The sequence below is a fragment of the Knoellia tibetensis genome, from assembly GCF_048606415.1.
GTDB lineage: Bacteria > Actinomycetota > Actinomycetes > Actinomycetales > Dermatophilaceae > Knoellia > Knoellia tibetensis.
Genome location: NZ_JBMBWF010000001.1, coordinates 1,411,819 through 1,432,195, shown reverse-complemented (window position 1 = coordinate 1,432,195; position 20,377 = coordinate 1,411,819). Strand labels below are relative to the sequence as shown.

The 20,377-nt window shown below is 72.5% G+C and carries 18 protein-coding genes; 9 read left to right on the top strand and 9 right to left on the bottom strand.

Features of this window, described 5'->3' with window-relative positions; translation table 11 throughout:
* Positions 1-13: 13 nt before the first annotated feature.
* The 4 genes from ACOJV7_RS06825 to ACOJV7_RS06810 form a co-directional block, all read right to left on the bottom strand.
* Positions 14-652, bottom strand: coding sequence for an alpha/beta hydrolase (locus ACOJV7_RS06825; protein ID WP_420189378.1), 639 nt, complete (start codon positions 650-652; stop codon positions 14-16).
* Positions 653-722: 70 nt separating this feature from the next.
* Entirely contained in the window at positions 723-2,360 is a 1,638-nt protein-coding gene (locus ACOJV7_RS06820; RefSeq protein WP_420189377.1) for an ATP-dependent DNA ligase, read from the bottom strand.
* A gap of 23 nt (positions 2,361-2,383) precedes the next feature.
* The gene (locus ACOJV7_RS06815) at positions 2,384-2,815 is read right to left on the bottom strand and encodes a VOC family protein (RefSeq protein WP_420189376.1); all 432 of its coding nucleotides are present in this window, start codon (positions 2,813-2,815) and stop codon (positions 2,384-2,386) included.
* Positions 2,816-2,900: 85 nt separating this feature from the next.
* Positions 2,901-4,928: a PhoX family protein gene (locus ACOJV7_RS06810; protein ID WP_420189375.1), complete on the bottom strand. Its 2,028-nt coding sequence runs from the start codon at positions 4,926-4,928 to the stop codon at positions 2,901-2,903.
* Positions 4,929-5,147: 219 nt separating this feature from the next.
* Between ACOJV7_RS06810 and ACOJV7_RS06805 the strand changes: the two genes are divergently transcribed.
* Positions 5,148-5,909, top strand: coding sequence for a VOC family protein (locus tag ACOJV7_RS06805; protein WP_420189374.1), 762 nt, complete (start codon positions 5,148-5,150; stop codon positions 5,907-5,909).
* On the opposite strand, the gene ACOJV7_RS06800 is transcribed toward ACOJV7_RS06805, so the two are convergent.
* Positions 5,883-7,073 carry a hypothetical protein gene (locus tag ACOJV7_RS06800; protein WP_420189373.1) on the bottom strand — a complete coding sequence of 397 codons (1,191 nt, stop codon included), beginning with the start codon at positions 7,071-7,073 and terminating at the stop codon, positions 5,883-5,885. The two genes, ACOJV7_RS06805 and ACOJV7_RS06800, sit on opposite strands and share 27 nt — an antisense overlap.
* A 116-nt stretch (positions 7,074-7,189) precedes the next feature.
* Here ACOJV7_RS06800 and ACOJV7_RS06795 point away from each other — a divergent pair, with 116 nt between their 5' ends.
* The 5 genes from ACOJV7_RS06795 to ACOJV7_RS06775 all read left to right on the top strand — a co-directional run bounded on the left by ACOJV7_RS06795 (position 7,190) and on the right by ACOJV7_RS06775 (position 12,171).
* A complete protein-coding gene (locus ACOJV7_RS06795; RefSeq protein WP_420189372.1) occupies positions 7,190-7,942 on the top strand; it encodes a GAF and ANTAR domain-containing protein in 753 nt (250 codons plus the stop codon).
* Between the two features lie 42 nt (positions 7,943-7,984).
* A complete protein-coding gene (locus ACOJV7_RS06790; protein WP_420189371.1) occupies positions 7,985-9,103 on the top strand; it encodes an App1 family protein in 1,119 nt (372 codons plus the stop codon).
* Between the two features lie 4 nt (positions 9,104-9,107).
* Positions 9,108-9,968 carry an Fpg/Nei family DNA glycosylase gene (locus ACOJV7_RS06785; protein WP_420189370.1) on the top strand — a complete coding sequence of 287 codons (861 nt, stop codon included), beginning with the start codon at positions 9,108-9,110 and terminating at the stop codon, positions 9,966-9,968.
* Between the two features lie 108 nt (positions 9,969-10,076).
* Positions 10,077-11,741, top strand: coding sequence for an alkaline phosphatase D family protein (locus tag ACOJV7_RS06780; RefSeq protein WP_420189369.1), 1,665 nt, complete (start codon positions 10,077-10,079; stop codon positions 11,739-11,741).
* A 91-nt stretch (positions 11,742-11,832) separates the two neighbouring features.
* Positions 11,833-12,171, top strand: a complete 339-nt coding sequence (locus ACOJV7_RS06775) for a rhodanese-like domain-containing protein (protein WP_420189368.1) — start codon at positions 11,833-11,835, stop codon at positions 12,169-12,171.
* A gap of 39 nt (positions 12,172-12,210) precedes the next feature.
* Here the strand turns inward: ACOJV7_RS06775 and ACOJV7_RS06770 are convergent, their stop codons facing one another.
* Positions 12,211-13,125, bottom strand: coding sequence for a hypothetical protein (locus ACOJV7_RS06770; RefSeq protein ID WP_420189367.1), 915 nt, complete (start codon positions 13,123-13,125; stop codon positions 12,211-12,213).
* A gap of 175 nt (positions 13,126-13,300) precedes the next feature.
* On the opposite strand from ACOJV7_RS06770, the gene ACOJV7_RS06765 reads away from it, so the two are divergent.
* The 3 genes from ACOJV7_RS06765 (at position 13,301) to ACOJV7_RS06755 (ending at position 16,906) form a co-directional block, all read left to right on the top strand.
* The gene (locus ACOJV7_RS06765) at positions 13,301-13,873 is read left to right on the top strand and encodes a M23 family metallopeptidase (RefSeq protein WP_420189366.1); all 573 of its coding nucleotides are present in this window, start codon (positions 13,301-13,303) and stop codon (positions 13,871-13,873) included.
* A 261-nt stretch (positions 13,874-14,134) separates the two neighbouring features.
* Positions 14,135-15,607, top strand: coding sequence for a hypothetical protein (locus tag ACOJV7_RS06760; RefSeq protein WP_420190410.1), 1,473 nt, complete (start codon positions 14,135-14,137; stop codon positions 15,605-15,607).
* Between the two features lie 81 nt (positions 15,608-15,688).
* On the top strand, positions 15,689-16,906 hold the full coding sequence (locus ACOJV7_RS06755; RefSeq protein WP_420189365.1) for an ATP-binding protein: 1,218 nt from the start codon (positions 15,689-15,691) through the stop codon (positions 16,904-16,906).
* Between the two features lie 43 nt (positions 16,907-16,949).
* Here the strand turns inward: ACOJV7_RS06755 and ACOJV7_RS06750 are convergent, their stop codons facing one another.
* From ACOJV7_RS06750 to ACOJV7_RS06740, 3 genes are all read right to left on the bottom strand, one after another.
* Positions 16,950-17,450, bottom strand: a complete 501-nt coding sequence (locus tag ACOJV7_RS06750; protein ID WP_420189364.1) for a nucleoside deaminase — start codon at positions 17,448-17,450, stop codon at positions 16,950-16,952.
* Between the two features lie 68 nt (positions 17,451-17,518).
* On the bottom strand, positions 17,519-18,538 hold the full coding sequence (locus tag ACOJV7_RS06745; protein WP_420189363.1) for a DMT family transporter: 1,020 nt from the start codon (positions 18,536-18,538) through the stop codon (positions 17,519-17,521).
* A gap of 139 nt (positions 18,539-18,677) precedes the next feature.
* Positions 18,678-20,360, bottom strand: coding sequence for an ABC1 kinase family protein (locus tag ACOJV7_RS06740; protein ID WP_420189362.1), 1,683 nt, complete (start codon positions 20,358-20,360; stop codon positions 18,678-18,680).
* Between the last annotated feature and the right edge of the window lie 17 nt (positions 20,361-20,377).

The following is a 20,377-nucleotide window of genomic DNA, read 5'->3' as shown; positions in this document are numbered from 1 at the left end:
GGTGCAGGGGCAATCAGTCGGGACGGAGGGCGGGGGCGAGGAGGCGGAGCGAGGAGTCGATGGCGACGTCGTTCCAGCGGTCCGCCCGGCCGAGCATGTAGTGCCCGAGCATCCCCATGTCCACGAGCTCCGCGGAGGTGGCGACGAGCCGGGCCCGCTCGACGAACCGTCGCGTGTGGAGGAACGACGTGATCCGGTCGCGGCGACCGTGGGCCGCGACGAGCGACCGCCCGGCGAGTCGGTCGACCGGGTCCTCGAACGACCACCACGGCGCCAGGCCGACGACACCCACGACCGACGGGTCGTCGGCGACGCGCACCGCCACCCGTGCGCCCATCGAATGGCCGAGCAGGACGACCGGCACGTCTCCATGCGCCTCGCGGATCGCGTCGAGGGCCCAGCGGGTGTCGTCGCTGCGCTCGCGGCCACCGTTCCACCCGCGCTGGCCGTAGCGCAGAAGCCAGATGCCCACGTCGGCCGCGTGCGCGCGACCCGCGATCGAGCGCGCCATCCAGGCGGAGCGCTGCCAGGAGGCGCTGCGGTTGTCGACGAGGTCGCGCGAGCGGGGCTTGCCGCCGTGGAGCATGAGGATGACAGCACTGGGCGGGCCCGGGGCGTCGAAGCGGGTCAGGTGGGGTGTCGGGGTGGCCACGAGGTCTCTTCGGAGTCGATGAGGTCGGAGATGGGTCTGCGGTGAGGGGGCGGCACGGTGGCCGCCCTCCTCACGGCAACAACGCGCGGAGCGACGAGATCGTGTCCGCCTCGGCGGCCGGCTTGGCGTCGGCGCCGACCCGGTAGCGCTTGACCCGGGCGAACCGCAGCGCCACACCGCCGGGGTAGCGCGAGCTCCGCTGCACCCCGTCGATGGCGATCTCGACGACGACCTCCGGCCGCATCATCAGCGCCCACCCGTCGTCCTCGACACCGAACTCGGGGAAGGTCTCGGTCTGCCACCGCAGCAGCTCGTCGGTGAGCCCCTTGAAGGTCTTGCCCACCATGACGAACCCGCCCGCCGGTCCGAACTCGCCCCGCGGGTCGCGCGCGCCGAGGTGGAGGTTCGAGAGCCACCCCTTGCGGCGGCCGGACCCGCGCTCGACGCCGAGGACGACGAGGTCGTAGGTGTGCACCGGCTTGACCTTGACCCAGTGCTTGCCGCGGCGACCCGCGGCGTAGGTCGAGTCGACCGCCTTGACCATGACGCCCTCGTGCCCCGCAGCGAGCGCGTCGCGTGAGACGCGGTCGGCAACCGCAGGGTCGGTCGTCACCTCACCCTCGATCCGGTATGCCGGTGCGATCCGTTCGAGGACCTCGAGCCGCTCGCGCAACGGCCGGTCGATGAGGTCCTCGCCGTCGAGGTGGAGGACGTCGAAGAAGCGGGGGGCGAGCAGCCGGGCGGCGGTCGCGTCGCCGACGTCCTCGGCCGCGACCTCCTCGGCGTTGACGTCGGCGTGGACGCCGGCGTCCAGCGGGGACAGAGCTGTCGCGCGCCTGGCCTCGGCCCGCTGCTCGTCGGTGCCGAAGCGGCTCATCGTGTCCTGGAAGGGTCGGGGCGAGCCGTCGTCGTCGAGCATGAGCGTCTCGCCGTCGAGGATGACCGACTCCACCGGCAGCGACAGCGCGACGTCGACGATCTCGGGAACGCGCGAGGTGATGTCGGCGAGCGAGCGGGTGTGGACCCGGACCTCGTCGCCCCTGCGGTGCACCTGGATCCGGGCGCCGTCGAGCTTGTGCTCGACCGACGCCTCGCCGGTGACCTCGAGAGCGGCACCGACGTCGGCCGCGGTCGAGGCGAGCATGGGCTGGACCGGGGTGAGGACGGCGAGCCCGACGTCGGCGACGGCCTGGGGGTCGGCGAGCGCGAGCCGCACCGTCCCGGCGAGCGAGCCGCTGAGCATGACCGCCCGTCGGACGTCGGCGAGCGGCAGGCCGACCGCCTTGGCGAGCCCGTCGGTGAGGACGCCCTCGAGCGCCCCGGTGCGCATCTCGCCGGTCATCGCCCGGGCGAGATGGTCCTGCTCGTCGGTCGTGGCGCGACCGAACAGCCCGGTGAGGGCGTCGTTGCGCGCACCGGTCGACCCCGACCCGCTCATCCCGGCGATCTCGTCGAGGACGGCGTCGACGTCACCGACGGTGAGCGACGACTCGGTCGCGGGAGTCGCGGCCTTCCGTGCGGAAGCGACGGTGCGGTAGCCGAGCCCGATGGACCCCTGGCGCAGCCGACCGAGGAGGAGTCCCACGGCCGCCTCGGCCTCGTCGGGCGCGAGGTCGCGCAGGAGCGCACCGAGCAGCTCGGTCTTGGCCGTGCGCGACTGCGTCGCCGCGAGCGCCGAGGCGGTCTCGACGAGGCGGGCGAACGGCATACCTTCGTCTGTCGGAGGGGCGCTCACTCGGAGGCGGACTGCTCGCCGGCGATGTTGACCATCCAGCCGATGCCGAAGCGGTCGGCGCACATGCCGAACTCGTCGCCCCACATCTGCTTCTCGAGCGGCACCTGGACCTGGCCACCGTCGGAGAGCCGGTCCCACCAGCCGCGCAGCTCGTCGGAGTCGTCACCGGAGAGGCTGATCGCGATCGAGGAGCCCTCCATGCGCGGCATGCCGGGCGGGGTGTCGGAGGCCATGAGGGTGAAGCCGGAGGGGGTCTCGAGCTGGGCGTGCATGACGCCGTCAGCCGGAGGCGCGTGCTCCGGGTCGCCGCCGCCGAAGTCACCGAAGGTCGAGACGTTGAGCTCGCCGCCGAAGACGTCCTTGTAGAACTCCATGGCCTGGCGAGCGTTGTCGGCGAACTGGATGTAGGGGTTGAGTGTCGATGCCATGACCTCAACGTAGACCCGACCGCCGACAGCGAGAACCCCCTCGACGCACGGGGTCGAGGGGGCTCTCGCGGGTGGTGCGGGTGGGTCAGCGACCGTGACGGCGGTAGGCGTGGATGACCGACGGGCGCGGCTGCCCGTCACCGCGGTAGGGGAAGTGCGAGACGACGTTGTCGGGGCTCGCGTTGCCGACCTCGCCCGGGTGCTGCACGGCGACCATGACCGAGTCGGGACCGAGGATGACCGGGCCGCAGGTCTCGGCGCCGACCGGCACCGAGAGGAACTGCTGCAGTCGGCCCTTCTCGGCACCCTCCAGCGGCATGACGTAGAGGGCGTCGCAGTAGTTGAGCGTGCCCGGCATGCCGTCGGTGGAGATCCACAGGTTGCCTTCCCTGTCGAAGGCGACGTTGTCGGGGCAGCTGATCGGGCTGACCTCGCTCTTGTCGTAGCCGTTGAAGAAGGTCTGCGGGTCGTCGGGGTTGCCGGCGACGAGGACGATCTTCCACGTGAAGGTCAGCGCGCCGTGGTCGCCACCGGCCTCGGTGAACTCGGTGACGTGGCCGTGCTTGTTGCTCGCGCGAGGGTTCGCCTCGTCGATCTGCGCCGGCGTGCGGGCGGTGTTGTTCGTCATCGCGGCGTAGATGCGGCCGTTGACCGGGTTGGGCTGGACGTCCTCGGGGCGGTCCATCTTCGTCGGGCCGACCTTGTCGGCTGCGAGGCGCGTCCAGACGAGGACCTCCTCGACCGTGAAGCCGGGGACCTTCGAGACGCCGTCGACGACGAGCGGCAGCCACTCGCCGGTGCCGTCGTACTCACCGTCGGCGGCGCCGTCACCGGCGAGGCGCGCGACATAGAGGTCGCCCTCGGAGAGCAGGCGCATGTTGTGGCGCTTGTCGCCCTCGCGGTAGGTGTCCCTGGAGAGGAACTTGTAGATGTAGTCGAACCGCTCGTCGTCACCCATGTATGCCGCGACCCGCCCGTCCGCGGTGAGCGTCACCGTCGCGCCCTCGTGCTTGAAGCGGCCGAGCGCGGTGTGCTTCACCGGCGTCGACGACGGGTCCTGCGGGTCGACCTCGACGATCCAGCCGAAGCGGTTGACCTCGTTGGGCTCGGCGACGACGGAGAAGCGGTCCTGGACGCGCTCCCAGCCGCGACCCCCCGAGGTGATGCCGTAGCGCTTGAGCCGGCCCTGCGGGTCCGGGGCGCCCGTGGAGTTGAAGTACTGGTTGAAGTTCTCCTCGCCCGAGAGGTAGGTGCCCCACGGCGTCTCGCCGCCGGCGCAGTTGTTGAGGGTGCCGAGGACCCGCTCGCCGCTCGGGTCGTCGGAGGTGCGCAGGTGCACCGAGCCGGCGGCCGGGCCGTCGACGGCGAACGGGGTGTCGGTGTGGATGCGGCGGTTGCGCCTGCCGCCCTGGACCCAGCGCCACGGGCTGTTCGCGTTGCGTCGGGCGACCTCGGTGACGGTGATGCCGTGGGCGGCCTGGACGATCTCGAGCTGCTCGTCGGTGAGGTCGGCCGAGGAGCCGACGCCGCGGAACATCAGCTCGTCGTTGGTGTACTCGTTGTTGAAGGCGAGCAGGCCCCTGTGGGCACCGTTGTCGCCCGGACCTCCCTGCATGAACTGGACGTAGTCGCAGTTGTAGCCCGCCTGCTCGCGCTGCGCGGCCGGCGTCTGGTTGTCGAAGTCGAAGGCCGGGGTGCCGGCGAAGAGCGGGTCGCCCCACGAGATGACCGGTGCCCAGTCGAAGCCCTCGGGGACCTTGACGGCGTCGACGTTCGCGGGCGTCGGCGCGATGCCGGTGAAGCCGAGTGCGCCGCCCTTGCCGGCGCCTGCCGCACCGGTCCCAGCCCCGGTGGCACGCGACGCGGGCGCGGCGGCGGCGGACGGCATGGTCCACGCGGTGAGGCCGACGAGCGCGGCGCCCGCGCTTCCGGCGCGCAGGGCTGCCCGACGCGAGACGCCGGCGGCGACGAGGTCGCCGAAGTAGGTGTTGTCCGACGTGTTCGGCACGTCCTGGTCGCAGGCGTTGCCGCAGCGGTACTGGCAGGTCATCGAGCTGCGGCCGCCCTCGTGCGAGCGGGTGAAGAGCGGGAGCAGTCGGGCGGGAGTCGTCACGTCGGATCCTTCGTCAGGGGCGCGGGAGGGCCGCGAGGGGCAGCCGTGCCGACGCTAGGGACGCCGGGGGCCCTCCCGTCGTCGTCGTGGTGAACGTCCGGTGACGGGTCGTCGACGGGTGGGAGGCTGGCGAGGTGGCGCCCCGTCAGGACACGGTCCGGGAAGGGCTGCGGACGGCATACGACACCGCTCGCTGACCGCCGGTGGTAGGCAGGGGGCATGTACCTCGAGAACGTCGTCGTCGACGCCCGGGACCCACGCCGCCTCGGCCGCTTCTGGGAGGAGCTGCTCGGGTGCGCGACGCTGACCGACGAGGACGCGAGCTATGAGACGCGGCTCGTCGTCCCCGACGGGCCGAGCCTGGACCTCTGCTTCGAGCTCGTCGACGAGCCGCCGCGCCCGAGCCCGCGGCTGCACCTCGAGGTCTACGGCGGCGAGACCGAGGAGCAGGCTGCGGTCGTCGAGCGCGCCCTCTCGCTCGGCGCCAGCCACCTCGACATCGGCCAGCGGGACGTGCCGTGGGTCGTCCTCGCCGACCCCGAGGGCAACCCGTTCTGCGTCATGGAGGCGCGACCGGAGTATGCCGTGTCGGGACCGCTCTCGTCGTTGCCCCTCGACAGCGCCGACGTCGAGCGCGACCTTGCCTTCTGGGCCGAGCTCTCGGGCTGGGTCCCAGTGGACAGCGCGATGCCCGGGGCGCTGCGCCACGCCAGCGGCCGCGGACCGCTTCTCGAGCTCTGCCCCGAGCCGCGCCCCAAGGAGGCGGGACGCAAGAACCGCGTGCACCTCGACATCCGGCTCGAGTCCGGCGACGACGCCGACGCGACGGCCCAGCGCGTGATCGACCTCGGCGGAGCTCGCTTCGAGCACGACTGGGGCGACCTGCCGTGGCAGGTGATGACCGACCCGTCGGGCAACGAGCTGTGCCTCCTGCCCGCGCGTTCCGGGGCTGCCTCAGCGGACGGGTCGCAGGACGCCTGAGTCGAGCAGCGCCGTCACGCCCTCGGCGACGATCGCCGCGGCGTCCGGGTGCGGTCCCAGCTCGGCGACGACGGCCTCGACGGCGTCGGAGCGGGTGATCGGCTGCTCGGCCCGGCGCCACAGCACCTCGCCGACGGGGCCGAGCCGGACGGGGCGCTCGCCGATGAGCAGCAGGGTGCCGTCCTCGCCGTGCACGACGTCACGCCAGGGGCAGCGCACGAGCCGTTCGCCGCCGAGGTCGTCGACCCCGTCGCCCGCGACGCCTGCCGTCCGTGCCGTGTCGGCTGGTGGGAGTGTCGTCGTCCAAGGAGCCCTTGGTCCCGAGCGGGACCACGTCCCTGCGGGGTCGAGAAGATCGGCGATGAGGTCCACGCAGTCGCCGATCTCGCTGTAGCGCAACACATACGGCCCGCCGGAGCGGCCCGCTGCCTCGGCGAGGCGCTGCAGCGGGCGGTCGACCATCGGGAGCGACGAGCTCTCCGGGATGACGGCGACGAGCGCGTCGACGAGCGGGAGGGTCGTGAGCTGGGGCACCTGCCGTCCCGGGTCGCGTTCGAGGACGACGAGAGCCTCGAGGTATGCCGTGTCGGGCTCTCGCAGACCGAGCTCGGCCGGGCTGAACTCGGCCTTGTCCCACTGCGACCCGTGGTCGACGACGACCGAGACGGGCTTGCGGTAGGGCGCCACCCGGCGGTCCTCCTCAAGGACGACCGTCTCGTCCGAGAGGTAGCCGAAGTGGCGGCCGAGCTCGCGCGCGGCGGTCGACTTGCCCGTCCCCGACGGGCCGACGAGGGCCACCGCGCGCGGGCCGAGGCTGAGGCCGGCTGCGTGGAGCATGAGGGCGGAACCACGACGGCGGCCGATGGAGGCGAGCGTGAGGGCGCGCGAGACGGCATACGGGATGGTTCGGGGAGGCTCGTTCCCGAAGAGGCGGTATCCCACTGCCCCGGGTGGGACGTCGCCGACGTGGAACGTCTCGAGATCGTGGGAGCCGCCGGGTGAGCGGCCGTGGGAGTCGCCGTGGGAGTCGCCTACGCCTTCGGCGACTCGGCTTCGGGCACCCTGCCACAGCTCGGTGAGCCGGGCGGCGACGTCCGGGTCGACACCGTCCAGGCGCAGCGACCAGCGGAGGCCGAAGGCGTCGATGACGAGGTCGTCGCTCACGTCCGCATCCTCGCAGGTGCGGGCTCCGGTGGGAGTGGCCTGCGGAGATGCCCCGGACGCTGTTGACGTGGCGGCACGTCGGTCATACTGACCCGGAACGCACGGATGGAGAAGTCATGACCCTGACGCGAACGGGCGCGCACCCGCACGAGGACCTGCTGGCCGAGGTCTCCGGTGTGCTGTCCTCGGTGGACGAGCTGCACGACTACGTCACGCGGGTCGTCCATGCCGTCCGCCGGCACGTCACCGGCTGCGACGAGGTCGGCGTGACCCTGCTCGTCGACGGGCGTCCGAGCACCGCGGCCTACACGACCGTGACGACGCTCGAGGTCGACGCCGTGCAGTACCAGCTCGACCAGGGCCCCTGCCTCGAGGCGGCGCGGGAGCGGACCGAGGTGGTCGCGACGATCGGCGACGGTGGGGACCGGGGCGACGCGACGCAACGCTGGCCGCTTTTCGCCGAGGCGGTGCGGCGCGACGGGATCCAGTCGCTCATGGCGCTGCCGCTCGTCAGCGGTGCCGAGTGCGTCGGCGCGCTCAACCTCTACAGCGAGACGCCGCACGCCTTCGACGACTTCGATGCCTCGGTCGCGAGGGTCGGTGCGGCCCGGGCCGCCGACGCGATCGTCGCGGTCACCGAGCTCGACGGCGCTCAACGGCTCGCGGGTCAGCTCGAGCAGGCCATGGCGAGCCGCGCGGTCATCGAGCAGGCCAAGGGTGTCCTCATGGCGCTGCGTGGGATCGATGAGCACGAGGCCTTCGACTGGCTGCGGGCGACGTCGCAGACGCGCAACGTCCGGGTCAAGGCGCTCTCCGAGCAGGTCGTCGCGGGTGTGCGCAACCGCGGCGAGGGGGAGAGCACGGCCTGAGCGGGCGGCCGACGGCGCGGACGGGCGCACTAGAGTCGGCTCATGGCTCGTCCCCACCTCGCCGCGCTGATGGAGGACGCGTGGAACCGTCGCAAGAGCGACACTCTGCGCGGGCGCGGCTGGGGGACCAAGATCGTGCCGCACACCGGCTACGGCAGCTTCGGCTTCGTCCGGGTCCTCGCGCGCGTGCTCATGTCGCGCGACCCCATGCGCCCGGTCTCGGGTGACGCGGCGGGCAGCGTCCAGTCGCTGCGGTCGGCCGACGAGGAGACGCGCGGCTGGCGGGCGTTCGTCACGTCGCCGGCCATCGACGTGCCTGTGACGATCCGGATCGGCGACCGCGTCATCGACGGTCGCACCGACCGCTCGGGCCTCGTCGACATCGTCGTCCACGGTCATGGGCTCGGGCCCGGATGGCACCAGGTCGAGATCGAGTCGCCGCTCGCGCGGCCGCGCACGGCGTCGGTGCTCATCATCGGCACCCGCCAGACCTTCGGGCTCGTGAGCGACATCGACGACACCGTGCTGTCGACCTCGCTGCCGCGCCCGCTCATCGCCGCGTGGAACACCTTCGTCAAGGCCGAGGGCACGCGCAGCCCGGTGCCGGGCATGGCGACGTTCTATCGCGAGCTCATGGACTCGCACCCGGGCATGCCGGTCATCTACCTGTCGACCGGCGCGTGGAACACCGCCCCCTCGCTCACCCGCTTCCTGCGGCGCAACGGCTACCCGCCGGGCCCGATGCTCCTCACCGACTGGGGCCCGACGCACACCGGCTGGTTCCGCTCGGGCCAGGACCACAAGCGGTCCGCGCTCGCGCGCCTCGCCCGGGAGCTGCCTCACGTCCAGTGGCTGCTCGTCGGAGACGACGGGCAGAACGACCCGAAGATCTACACCGAGTTCGCCACCCGGCGCCCGGAGGCGGTGCGCGCCATCGCGATCCGTCAGCTGAGCGTCGGCGAGCAGGTCCTCTCGCACGGCATCCCGGTCGCCAACGACGACCTCGCGCCGGCACCGACCGAGGACCTCGCGGCGCCCGTCGTGCGGGCCCACGACGGCTATGCGCTGTCGCGGCTCGTCGCACCCATCGTCGACGGTGACGTCGTCGATCCCGAGGCCGGCGCACGCGCGCTCGAGGCCTCCGACATGTGGGGAGTGTGAAGCCATGCCCGAGCTGCCCGAGGTCCAGGCGCTCGTCGACTTCCTCGCGTCGCGCACGGCCGACCTGGCCGTGACCGGCGTCGAGCTGGGGTCGATCTCTGTGCTCAAGACGTTCAACCCGCCGCCGGAGGCGCTCGTCGGTGCGCCGGTCGACTCGGTGTCGCGGCACGGCAAGTTCCTCGACCTCGACTGCGGCGGGACGCACCTCGTCTTCCACCTCGCCCGCGCCGGGTGGCTGCGCTGGTCCGAGTCGCTCTCCGAGACGCGACTCCGTCCTGGTAAGTCGCCGATCGCCCTGCGGGTGCGCATGTCCGACGGGTCCGGCTTCGACCTCACCGAGGCCGGGACGAAGAAGTCGCTCGCGGCATACATCGTCTCCTCACCCGACGAGGTGCCCGGCATCGCGGCGCTGGGGCCAGACCCGCTCGCGGAGTCGTTCTCGCTCAGCGACTTCCGCGCGATCCTCGGCAGCCGCAACGCCCAGGTCAAGGGCGTCCTGCGCGACCAGCACATCCTCGCTGGCGTCGGCAACGCCTACTCCGACGAGATCCTCCACGTCGCCAAGCTGTCGCCCTTCGCCATCGCGTCCAAGCTCGACGACGAGCAGACCGAACGCCTGTATGCCGCGTTGCGCGAGACGCTGTCGGCGGCCGTCCTCGCGGCGTCGGGCAAGCCGGCCGCCGAGCTCAAGGACGCCAAGCGCGCCGGGATGCGCGTCCACGGCCGGACGGGCCAGGTGTGCCCCGAGTGCGGTGACACGGTGCGTGAGGTGTCGTTCGCGGACTCGTCGCTGCAGTACTGCGCGACCTGCCAGACCGGCGGCAAGCCGCTCGCCGACCGCCGCACGAGCAAGTTCCTCAAGTAGCGCCGCCCGTGAGGTGAATGCTTTGCAGACCGAGCGCTGACGCAGGGTTCACCCGCTGTCCGTCTGCACGCCCCTCGCTGGTCGCGCTGTGCCGCAAGGGTGCTCGGCATGGACGCCACACGCCGCACAGCCCTCCGCGCCGGCCTCGCCGTCGGCTCCGCCGCGCTCGTCACCGGAGCTGCGGGCGTCGCTAGCGGGGCTCCTCGCGCCGACGCACGCCCCACCGCCGCCGCCGTCATCCCACGCTCCGACCCCTTCACGCTCGGTGTCGCGAGCGGCGACCCGGAGCCCGACGGCTTCGTCATCTGGACCCGCCTCGCCGTGGAGCCGCTCGCCGCCGACGGACGAGGAGGTATGCCGACCTCGCGCTTCCAGGTCAACTGGCAGGTCGCGTCGGACGAGCGTTTCGACGACGTCGTGAGGGCCGGTGTAGTGACGGCCGACCCGGCATGGGCGCACTCGGTGCACGTCGAGGTCGCCGGGCTCCAGCCCGGCCGCGAGTACTTCTACCGCTTCCGCCTCGGCCCGCACCTGTCGCGGTCGGGCCGTGCGCTGACGACCCCGGCGCCGGGCTCGTCCCCGACGTCGCTGCACATGGCGTTCGCGTCCTGCTCGAACTACCCGGCAGGTCTCTTCACGGCATACGCAGCCCTGGCCGCGGAGCGGCCCGACGTCGTGCTGCACCTGGGTGACTACCAGTACGAAGGCGGCGGCACCGGCATCGGGCGCACGCACGCGGGGCCGGAGACGACGACGCTCGCCGGCTACCGCCAGCGGCACGCGCAGTACAAGACCGACCTCGACCTCCAGGCCGCACACGCCGCGGCGCCGTGGCTCGTCGTGTGGGACGACCACGAGGTCGACAACAACTACGCCGACGACATCGCCGACCGCGCCGTTGAGCGACCCGGCTTCGTCGAGCGCCGGGCCGCGGCCTACCGCGCCTACTACGAGAACATGCCGCTGCGGCGGCGCTCCGTGCCCGCCGGCCCCGACCTCGACCTCTACCGCCGCAGCACGTGGGGCGACCTCGCGACCCTGCACATGCTCGACACGCGCCAGTACCGCAGCGACCAGGCGTGCAACGACGGCTACAAGGACTGCCCGGCCGCCGACGACCCGTCGCGCTCGCTGCCCGGCCTCGACCAGGAGCGGTGGCTCCTCGACGGGTTCCGCGACTCGCGGCAGCGGTGGGACATCCTCGGCCAGCAGGTCTTCTTCGGCCGTCGTGACAACGACCCGAGCGCCGCGACGACGGTGTCGATGGACTCGTGGGACGGCTACCGCCCCTCGCGCCAGCGCGTCACCCAGGGCTGGGTCGACGCGGGCGTGCGCAACCCCGTTGTCCTCACCGGTGATGTCCACGCCCACTGGGCCGGCGACCTCTACCTCGACTACGACGCGGTGGGCAGCACGAAGCCGGTCGGCTCCGAGCTCGTCACGTCGTCGATCACGTCCGGTGGCAACGGCTACGACGAGGCGGACGGCACCCACCCGTGGGCTGCGTGGAACCCCAACCTCCGCTTCTGGACCAACCTGCGCGGCTACGTCTCGACGACGATCACGCCGACCGAGATGACTGCGCGGTTCCAGTGCGTGCCCTTCGTGACGACGCCGGGTGCCGAGGCCTTCACCCGGGCGACCTTCGTCATCGAGGACGGCGTGCGCGGGCTCCAGCAGGAGCAGGCGGCGCCGCAACGCGAGCTCCGATCGAGCCGGACCGACGCGCAGAAGATCGCCGACACCATCGCGGCCGAGACCCACGCCGACTGACCCCTTCCCTCCTTGCGTCCGGCAGTGTGGTGGCCATGCCGTCAGGTTGCCGGACGCAAGCGGGTGCGCCTCATCGCGTAGCGTCGAGGGCATGAGCCAGTTCCTCCAGGTGCAGCCGACCGACCTCGCCGACGACGCGGTGGTCCTCGACATCCGCGAACAGGACGAGTGGGACCGCGGGCACGCGCCCGGCGCCCTGCACATCCCGATGAGCGAGCTGCCCGCGCGCGTCGACGAGCTCGCCCCCTTCCTCGAACGCGACGAGACCGTCGTCGTCACCTGCCGCAGCGGCGGCCGCGTCGCGCGCACCCTGCCCTGGCTCGAGCAGCAGGGCTACGAGGTCGCCAACCTCGACGGTGGCATGCGCGGCTGGCACGCGGCCGGCAAGCCGATGGAGACCGCCGACGGCAGCGACCCGCAGGTTCCCTGACCCGAGCCGACCCGACCCGCCGTCCCGCTGCTCCACGCGTCAGGGCAGTGCGGTGAAGGCGCTCGTCACCCGCACCTGCTCCTCGTCGAGCCACGGCTCGACGGCGTCGACGATCCGCTTCCGCGTGGCCTCGTCGAGGACGAGCACCTCGAGGTGCAGCACGCCCGTGGTGGCGTCGCTCCACGAGGCCTGGTGCCCGGGCAGGGAGGACAGCGCGTTCTGCGCGGCGCGGACGGTCGCGTCGCTCGGAAGATCGCGACGTTGCTCGACGCAGAGCCCGCCCTTCCAGATGGCGCGCAGCGTCTCGCGGGCCGCAGCCGCGTCCCCGGTGACGAGCACGTTGAACATCGAGGACCCGTCGGACACCCAAGAACCGATGTAGCCGTCGAGGGTTCGGAGCCGCTCCGAGAGAGCGTTCTGCGCCTCGGGCGAGCCGCCCCCGGGACGTCCGCCACCGGCATACGGGTCGTCGCAGAGCTGCGGGAAGCGAGGGCTCGTGAGCTGCGGCGGCAGCGTGACCCCCGTGGGCGGCGTGAGGGAGAGTGGGCGGGTCAGGGTGAGGGTGCCGGACGTCCCGCGCGCCGGGTCGAAGTGCCCGACCGCCCACACGTCCATCTCCGACCAGGTGAGCCCGTTGCCCCGCTCCGCGCCCAGGGCTTCCCAGTCGACCTCGCCGTCGATCATCGGGCCGCCGCACTGTGGCGGCCACGAGGTCTGGATCGCACCGAGGCAGAGCTCGACGTCGGCAGTCGGAGACTCCTGCATGAGCATGCCGCGCCCCACGACCTCCTTCCCGAGGTCGACGACGGTGCCCATCGGGGACGACGGCGACGGTGAGGCCGTCGGCGCCGGCGTGGGTGTGGCCCCGGAGCTCGTCGTCTGCGTGCCGCAGGCGCTCGTCGCGCCGAGCGTCACGAGAATGGCGGTGGCGAGCACGGCCCGGCGTCGTCGCACGAGAACCTCCTGGTGTGTGTGCGAGTTGGACGCGCCGCTGCCCGCTGCGGTTCCCGGCCCGACGACCGCAGCGCACCCGCAGCCGAAACGCAGCGGCATACCGAAGTCTTCGTGGTGGCGGGGCGGTCGCCTCGCCACAGTGGGGTTCGCGGACCCCTGATCCTCGAGGAGCGCAGTGAAGACAAAGCGTGCGTATGCCGGTCTCGCCAGTGCGGTGCTGGGTGCGGCCCTGATCTCGGTCGCCGTGCCGACGGCCGGTGCCACGGCAGGACAGACCGGTGCGGCCAGCCTGGTGGCGTCGGAGGACCTGTCGTGGAGCCTCTACAACCTCGACGGCGGCCGGATCACGGCCGGCTTCGACGGTTACAGCAGCACCTCCGGCCGCCACGAGGGGATCGACATCGCACGAGCCTCCGGCTCGCCCGTCCGCGCCCTCATCGGCGGCACGGTGACCAACGTCGTGGAGTCCGACGCCTACGGCATGTCGACGATCGCGATCTACAACGCGACGTTCGACAAGACGATCGTCTACCTGCACTCGAACCCGCTGGACACCCTGCGCGTCAACCAGTCGATCGCGCGGGACGAGAAGATCGGCACCGAGGCGTCCCGTGGTGCGGGTGGCGTGCACACGCACGTGGAGATGCGGATCGGCTACAGGACGCTCGCGGCCCGCAGCAGCGACTCGACGCTCGACAACCCGAACCCGAACGACTTCTGGCGCGCTCGGGGCTACAACATCCGCTGACCTCGGTCGCGCGGCAGGGAACCGCAGCGGATCCGCAGTGGTTTCGCAGCGGCACGTCCGATGCTGCAGCCAGCAAGGTGGGGTGCCGCGTGCCTGGGGGCGCGGCACCCCACCGGCGGTTCACCGGCATCCCATCGGAACCGCATGGGAAGCGCATCGAAACCGCATCGGCGACCGGCCCGGTGCCGCGCCCGGTCACGACTTGGCATCTCGCCCCCCGACCTGCACCCGCACGGTGACGCCGGTCCCTAGGGTGCCTGCGTGATCGCGCTCGACGACGTCCTCCTCATGCTCGGCCTGCTCGCCTGCGGCACCGTGGTGGGCGCGGTCGCGGCCGCGGTGGCCGAGCGCTCGGCAGCACGCGGTGCCACCGCAGCCAGGGCCGGGCGCGCCGTGACCGTGCCCGTGCTCGTCGGGTCGGGTGAGGCCCAGCGCCGGGGGCGAGCCTTCGTGGACGGAGACGACGTCGTCGTCATCGGTCCGGGCACGCACCTGCGGGTGTCCCGAGCGGCGTTCCGCAGCACCGGACAGCGGCGCGTCGGTGTCAACGAGGAGCTGCTGGAGTTCGCGGAGCAGCGGGGGTTCGTCGACGCGGCAGGGGGCCGCCACCTCGTTGGTGCCGTGGAGGAGTGGGGCCCCGCGCTCGAGGCCCAGCTCGACCGGCCCCCGCGTCCGGCGGGGCGCTGGCGGCGGCTCCGGGCAGCGCTCCCCACGACTCCTCTGGTGCTCGTTGCGCTGGCACTGCTCGCCTTCACCGGCTTCCAGGCCCTCTGGGCGATGGGCCACGACGTCGACGCGACGCTCGTGCGGCTCGTCGACCATCCCGACGAGGGCTACACCGACTGCGGCGTCCGCTGGCCTGCGCCCGGCGGCGCAGACGCCCTGCCGAACTACGCCGAGATCGACTGCTACGAGCCCTTCCCCGCCGTCGGCGACACCGTCCGAATCCGCGCCTTGGCGAGCCCTCTCGAGGGTTCGGCCCTCGACCACGAGGGGACCTACGAAGGGCTGACGCTCATCACCGGCCTCGCCGCGATCGCCTCCGGGGTCGGGGTCGTCGTCGGAGCGACCGCGAGGCTGCGTCGACCGCCCGTGCGGCTCGCGCCGATCGCGGCGGCGGCTGTCACCGTGGCCCCACCCGTCGAGGTGTCGAGCGATGCCGACCTCCTCGCGCTCCTCGACGCGCTCGCGGTGCGTGAGGGGTGGCAGGCGTCCGGGACGGGCGCGGCGCCGGACCAGCCGGCATACGCCCCACTCCTCATGGCGCTCGGAAGCGCTCGCTGGTGGCCTGCCGCGGTGCTGGCCGCTGGCGCGTGGCTCGTCGACGGAATCCCCGGGCCTTTGCGGGCAGGGCTCGCCGCGGGCGCCGCGGCCGCCCTCGCGTGGGCCGGGTGGCGTGCGCTCACGACGTGGCTCGCCGTGCGGCGGGCTGCGGTCGGGCCGGTGACGTCGGAGTGGGACTACCGGCTCATCCGCGACGTCGGCGACGAGTGGTTCGCACTGCTCCTCCTCGGCCGCACGCCGCACTGGATGGTCCTCCTCGACGAGCCGGGGCACCCGCCCGTCTCCGGCCGCTGCGGCGTGCGCGGCGACCTCCAGGAGGGCGGGGCGGTGCATCTCCGCATCAACGGTGAGTTCTGGCCGACGATGAGCCCGGTCGTCCGCGTCGACGACGACATCGTCAGCGACATGCGCCACGACGTCCTGGACCGGCTGCGCGGCACTCAAGGCTAACGGCCACCTGCGGCGCGACACGGCATACGCCGTTATTCGGATGTATGCCGTCCGCCCTAGACATGCGGATACGGTGCCATCGTGGACCCGATCCGTAACCCCTACGCCCCCGGCGCCGGCCAGCGCCCGCCCGAGCTCGCCGGTCGCGACGAGCAGCTCGACGCCTTCGAAGTCGTGCTCGAACGCGTGCGCCGCGGGCGGCCCGAGCGCTCGATCGTCCTCACCGGGCTGCGCGGCGTGGGCAAGACGGTGCTGCTCAACGCGTTGCGGTCAGCCGCTGTTCGCGCGAAGTGGGGCACGGGCAAGCTCGAGGCGCGGCCCGACCAGTCGCTTCGCCGGCCGCTGTCGTCGGCCCTGCACCAGGCGGTGCGCGAGCTCGGCCACGCCAGCGACGAGGAGGTGCAGCACGTCCTCGGCGTCATCAAGGCCTTCGCCCAGCGCGACGCCCCCTCCGGCACGAAGCTGCGCGAGAAGTGGAACCCCGGCATCGACGCCCCGGCCGCGTCGGGTCGCGCCGACTCCGGCGACATCGAGATCGACCTCGTCGAGCTGCTCACCGACGTCGGCGGGCTCGCCGCCGACACCGGCCGCGGCATCGCCGTCTTCATCGACGAGATGCAGGACCTCGGGCCCGACGACGTGTCGGCGCTGTGCGCGGCCTGCCACGAGATCTCGCAGTCAGGGCTGCCGGTCATCGTCGTCGGCGCCGGTCTGCCCCACCTGCCCGCGGTGCTGTCGGCGTCGAAGTCCTACTCCGAGAGGCTCTTCCGCTACTCGCGGATCGACCGGCTCCCGCGCGCGGCGGCCGACGCCGCCCTCGTCGTGCCGGCGGAGGAGGAGGGCGCGGCCTACGAGATCGACGCGCTCGACGCGATGTATGCCGCGACAGGCGGCTACCCCTACTTCATCCAGGCCTACGGCAAGGCCGCGTGGGACAGGGCGCCGCAGTCGCCGGTGACCGCCGACGACGTGCGGGTGGCGGCGCCGGAGGCCGAGGCCGAGCTCGCCGTCGGGTTCTTCGGCTCGCGGTTCGAGCGGGCGACGCCCGGCGAGCGGGAGTACCTGCGGGCGATGGCCGACGTCGCCGTCGCGATCGCCGAGGGAGGAGTCGAGGAGCTCGACGACATCGAGTCGGTGCCGACCGCGGACGTCGCCTCGCACCTCGGCCGCAAACCGCAGTCGCTCTCGCCGGCGCGCGACGCGCTGCTCAAGAAGGGCCTCATCTACTCGGGTGAGCGCGGGCGGATCGCCTTCACCGTGCCGCACTTCGGCCGCTACCTGCGCGAGCAGACCGCCTGAGGAGGGGCGCGGGTCTGGCTCTTGCGTGCGTCGCGCCGGCGACTCAGGCTTGTCCGTCAGGCTCGCGTATGCCGTGCATCCGGGCGTGCAGCGCCCTCACCTCGTCCTCGAGCTCGGGTGCCGGACCGTCGACCCTTACGCCGGGAGCGACCTGCTCGACGGAGAGGGGCAGGACCGGCGACGGCCCGACTCCCCACTCGCGGAGCCAGCCGCCGAGCTGCTCGGTGGAGACGGCATACGCGATGCGTCCGAGGCCGACCCACGCGTGGGCGGCCGAGCACATCGCGCAGTGCTCCCCCGAGGTGTAGACGGTGCAGGCGGACCGGTCGGCCGGGTCCGTGTGGGTCGCAGCCCAGCGGGCGAGCTCGAACTCCGGGTGGCGCGTCTGGTCGCCGTCCTTGGTGCGGTTGCGGTCCTCGTGGAGCACACGTCCCTCACCGTCGACGAGCACCGAGCCGAACGGCTCGTCCCCGGCGTCGAGGGCCTCGCGGGCGAGCTCGACGCAGCGCCGCAGGTGGGTGAGGTCGGTGGCATCGAGGGTCATGGGGAGATCGTCCCAGAGTCGGCGCGCGATCTCGCGGCCCGAACCCGGCCGCGAAGGGTCGGGGGCGGTCAGGCCGTCCGCCGTGCTCGCGGTCGACGGCGGGTGAGCAGGACGCCGACGATGGCGAGCCCGCCCCCGACGAAGGTGAGCGCTGGGGGCACCTCGGACAACAGGGCCCATGCGATGAGCGTGGCGATGAACGGCACGAGGAAGGTCGTCAGCGTGACCTTGCCCGCGTCGCCGCGCGAGAGGACGTAGGCCCACGTCGTGAAGGCGATCGCCGTCGGGAAGATCCCGAGATAGGCGATCCACAGCAGGGTCGAGGCGTCGGCGACGCGGACGACGTCGACGAGCTGCCCCGTCCACGGCAGGCAGGTCACCGTGCCGATGACGCACGCGATCCACGTGACCTCGGCGCCGGGCAGCCGCCCGAGCAACGGCTTCTGGGCGAGGACCCCGATCGCGTAGGTGACCGCCGCGAGGACCGTGAGCCACACCCCGACGGTGTCGCCTGACCCCTCGCCCGAGAAGCCCCGGGCGATCACCGCGACCCCCGCGAAGCCGACCACCATGCCGGCGAGCAGCCACCGGGTCATCCGCTCGCCGAGGAAGACGGTGGCGAACAGCGCGACGAGGAGCGGTCCGATCTGGACGATGAGCGCGGCGGTGCCGGCGTCGACGCGGCGCTCGGCCTCGTTGAGCGCGAGGTTGTAGATGCCGAACCAGCCCACACCGCAGACGACGAGCAGCCACCAGTCGCCCCGCCCCGGCCACGTCGGGCGACGCCGGAAGACGAGGACCCCGAGGGCGAGCGAGGCCACGAGGAGCCGGCCGAGCGAGAGTGCACCCGCAGGCACGTCTTTGCCGAGGTGGCGGATCGCGACGAACGCGGAGGCCCAGAGGACGAGCGTCACCGCCATGGCGAGCAGGACCCGCCACTGGAGGGCTCCGCCGGTCGGGTCGGCCGTGGTCGGGTCGGCCGTGGTCGCGGCGGAGGCGGGCACGTCGGACGCGGGCCGGGTGGCCGTCGGGCCGGCCGTGGTGGGATCGACGGGCGGTGGTGCGGCGCCGTTCGAGAGCGTGGTCACCCGTGCAACGGTAGGCGGAGGGTGCGACACCCTTCGCACGGATTTCGGCCAGATGTGGTCACGTTGCTGCCATGTCCACCGGGCGGGCGGGTTCACTGTCCGACCCGGCTGACCGGCCGGACCGGCGGGACCGGCGGGTTCAGCGCGGTGGAGCCTGTCCGTGGAGGTCGGCGCGCGCGACCTTGCGGTCGGTGGCGATGATCCAGCCGGCCATGACGATGCCGGCGACCGCCGCGAGGAGGAAGAACATGATGGCGATCCCGGGGTAGCCGAGCACCGTCCAGGTCGAGGGCACCCGCATCATGAACGCCGCGCCGACGAGCATGGCGGCGATGATGAGGCCGAGTGTGAGCCGGTTCGCCACCCGCTGCAGCACGAGGTGGAGGCGCTGTTCGTCGATGGCGTCGATCCGTAGCCGGAACTCACCGTCGGCCATGGCGTCGAGGATCCGGTTGGCGCGGCGGGGGAGCTGGGCGGTGAAGTCCTTGGCCTCGATCGCCGCCGAGAGGAGACCTCCCGGCGAGGTCTTGAGACCCGAGGCGAAGATCTCCATGACGTTGTCGCGGATGGACTCGGCCGGGGCGAAGGTCGGGTCAAGGTGAGAGGTCGCCTGGTCGAGGTTGAGCATCGCCTTGCCGATCATCGACATCTCGGCGGGCGGCCGCAGGCCGTGGACCCCTGAGACGCGGCTGAGGTCGACGAGCACCGTGCCGACCTCGAGGTCGGCGCCGCTCGCGACGGCCTCGGAGACGAGGTGGTTGACGTCGTCGCGGAAGGCCGCGGCGTCGTAGCCCTCGACCGGGTGGCCCATCGCCGCGAGGATCGCGGCCGTCTCCTCGCCGTCACCGTCGCTGATCGCCAGCAGCAGCTTGACGACCTCGTCCTGCAGGCGCGGCGAGACCGACGCGGTCATGCCGAGGTCGAGCAGGGCCAGCCGTCCGTCGTCGGTGAGGAGGAGGTTGCCGGGGTGCGGGTCGGCGTGGAGCACGCCCTCGTCGAGGATCATCCGCAGGTAGGCGCGGAAGAGCTCCTCGACGATGGGCCGGGCGTCGAGGTCGGTGAGACCGAACCGCCCGATCTCGGTGACCTTGCGCCCCTCGATGCGGTCCATGGTGAGCAGGCTGCTCGTCGTGTACTCCATCACCGGCTGCGGCACGACGAGGTGCTCGTAGTCCTCGGTGAGGCGCCCGAAGGTCACGAGGTTCTTGGCCTCTCGCCGGTAGTCGAGCTCCCCCGCCAGGGACCGCCTGAACTGGCCGAGGAGCTGCCCGAAGCCGAAGCGGCGACCCGCCTCCGTGCGGCTGTCGGCGACGGTCGCCAGGCGGGCCAGCACCTCCATGTCCCCCCGCACGGTCTCGCGCACCCCCGGTCGCTGGACCTTGACGACGACCTCGTGCCCGTTGCGCAGCGTCGCGGCGTGCACCTGGCCGATCGAGGCGGACGCCAACGGGTCCACCGAGAAGTCGCTGAACCGGTCCCCGATCGAGGCGCCGAGCTCTCGCTCGACGACCTCGCGCACCTCGGCGAAGGGGATCGGCTCCACCGTGTCCTGGAGCCGGGTCAGGGCCGTCGTGTATGCCGGTGGGAGCAGGTCGAAGCGCGTCGACAGCAGCTGCCCGAGCTTGATGAAAGTGGGCCCCATCCGCTCGAGGTCGGCCGCGAACCGCTCCGCGGTCTCCTGGTCGCCGGTGACCGGGTCGTCGGCGTCGGGGCCGTCCGCGGCGAACTCGTCGAGCTGCGCCCCCGAGATGAGGTCGGACCGGCCGTAGCGGCGCAGGAGACGGACGAGGTCCATGTAGCGGCTGTCGAGGGGGTTGCGCATGGGGCACATCTTGGGGC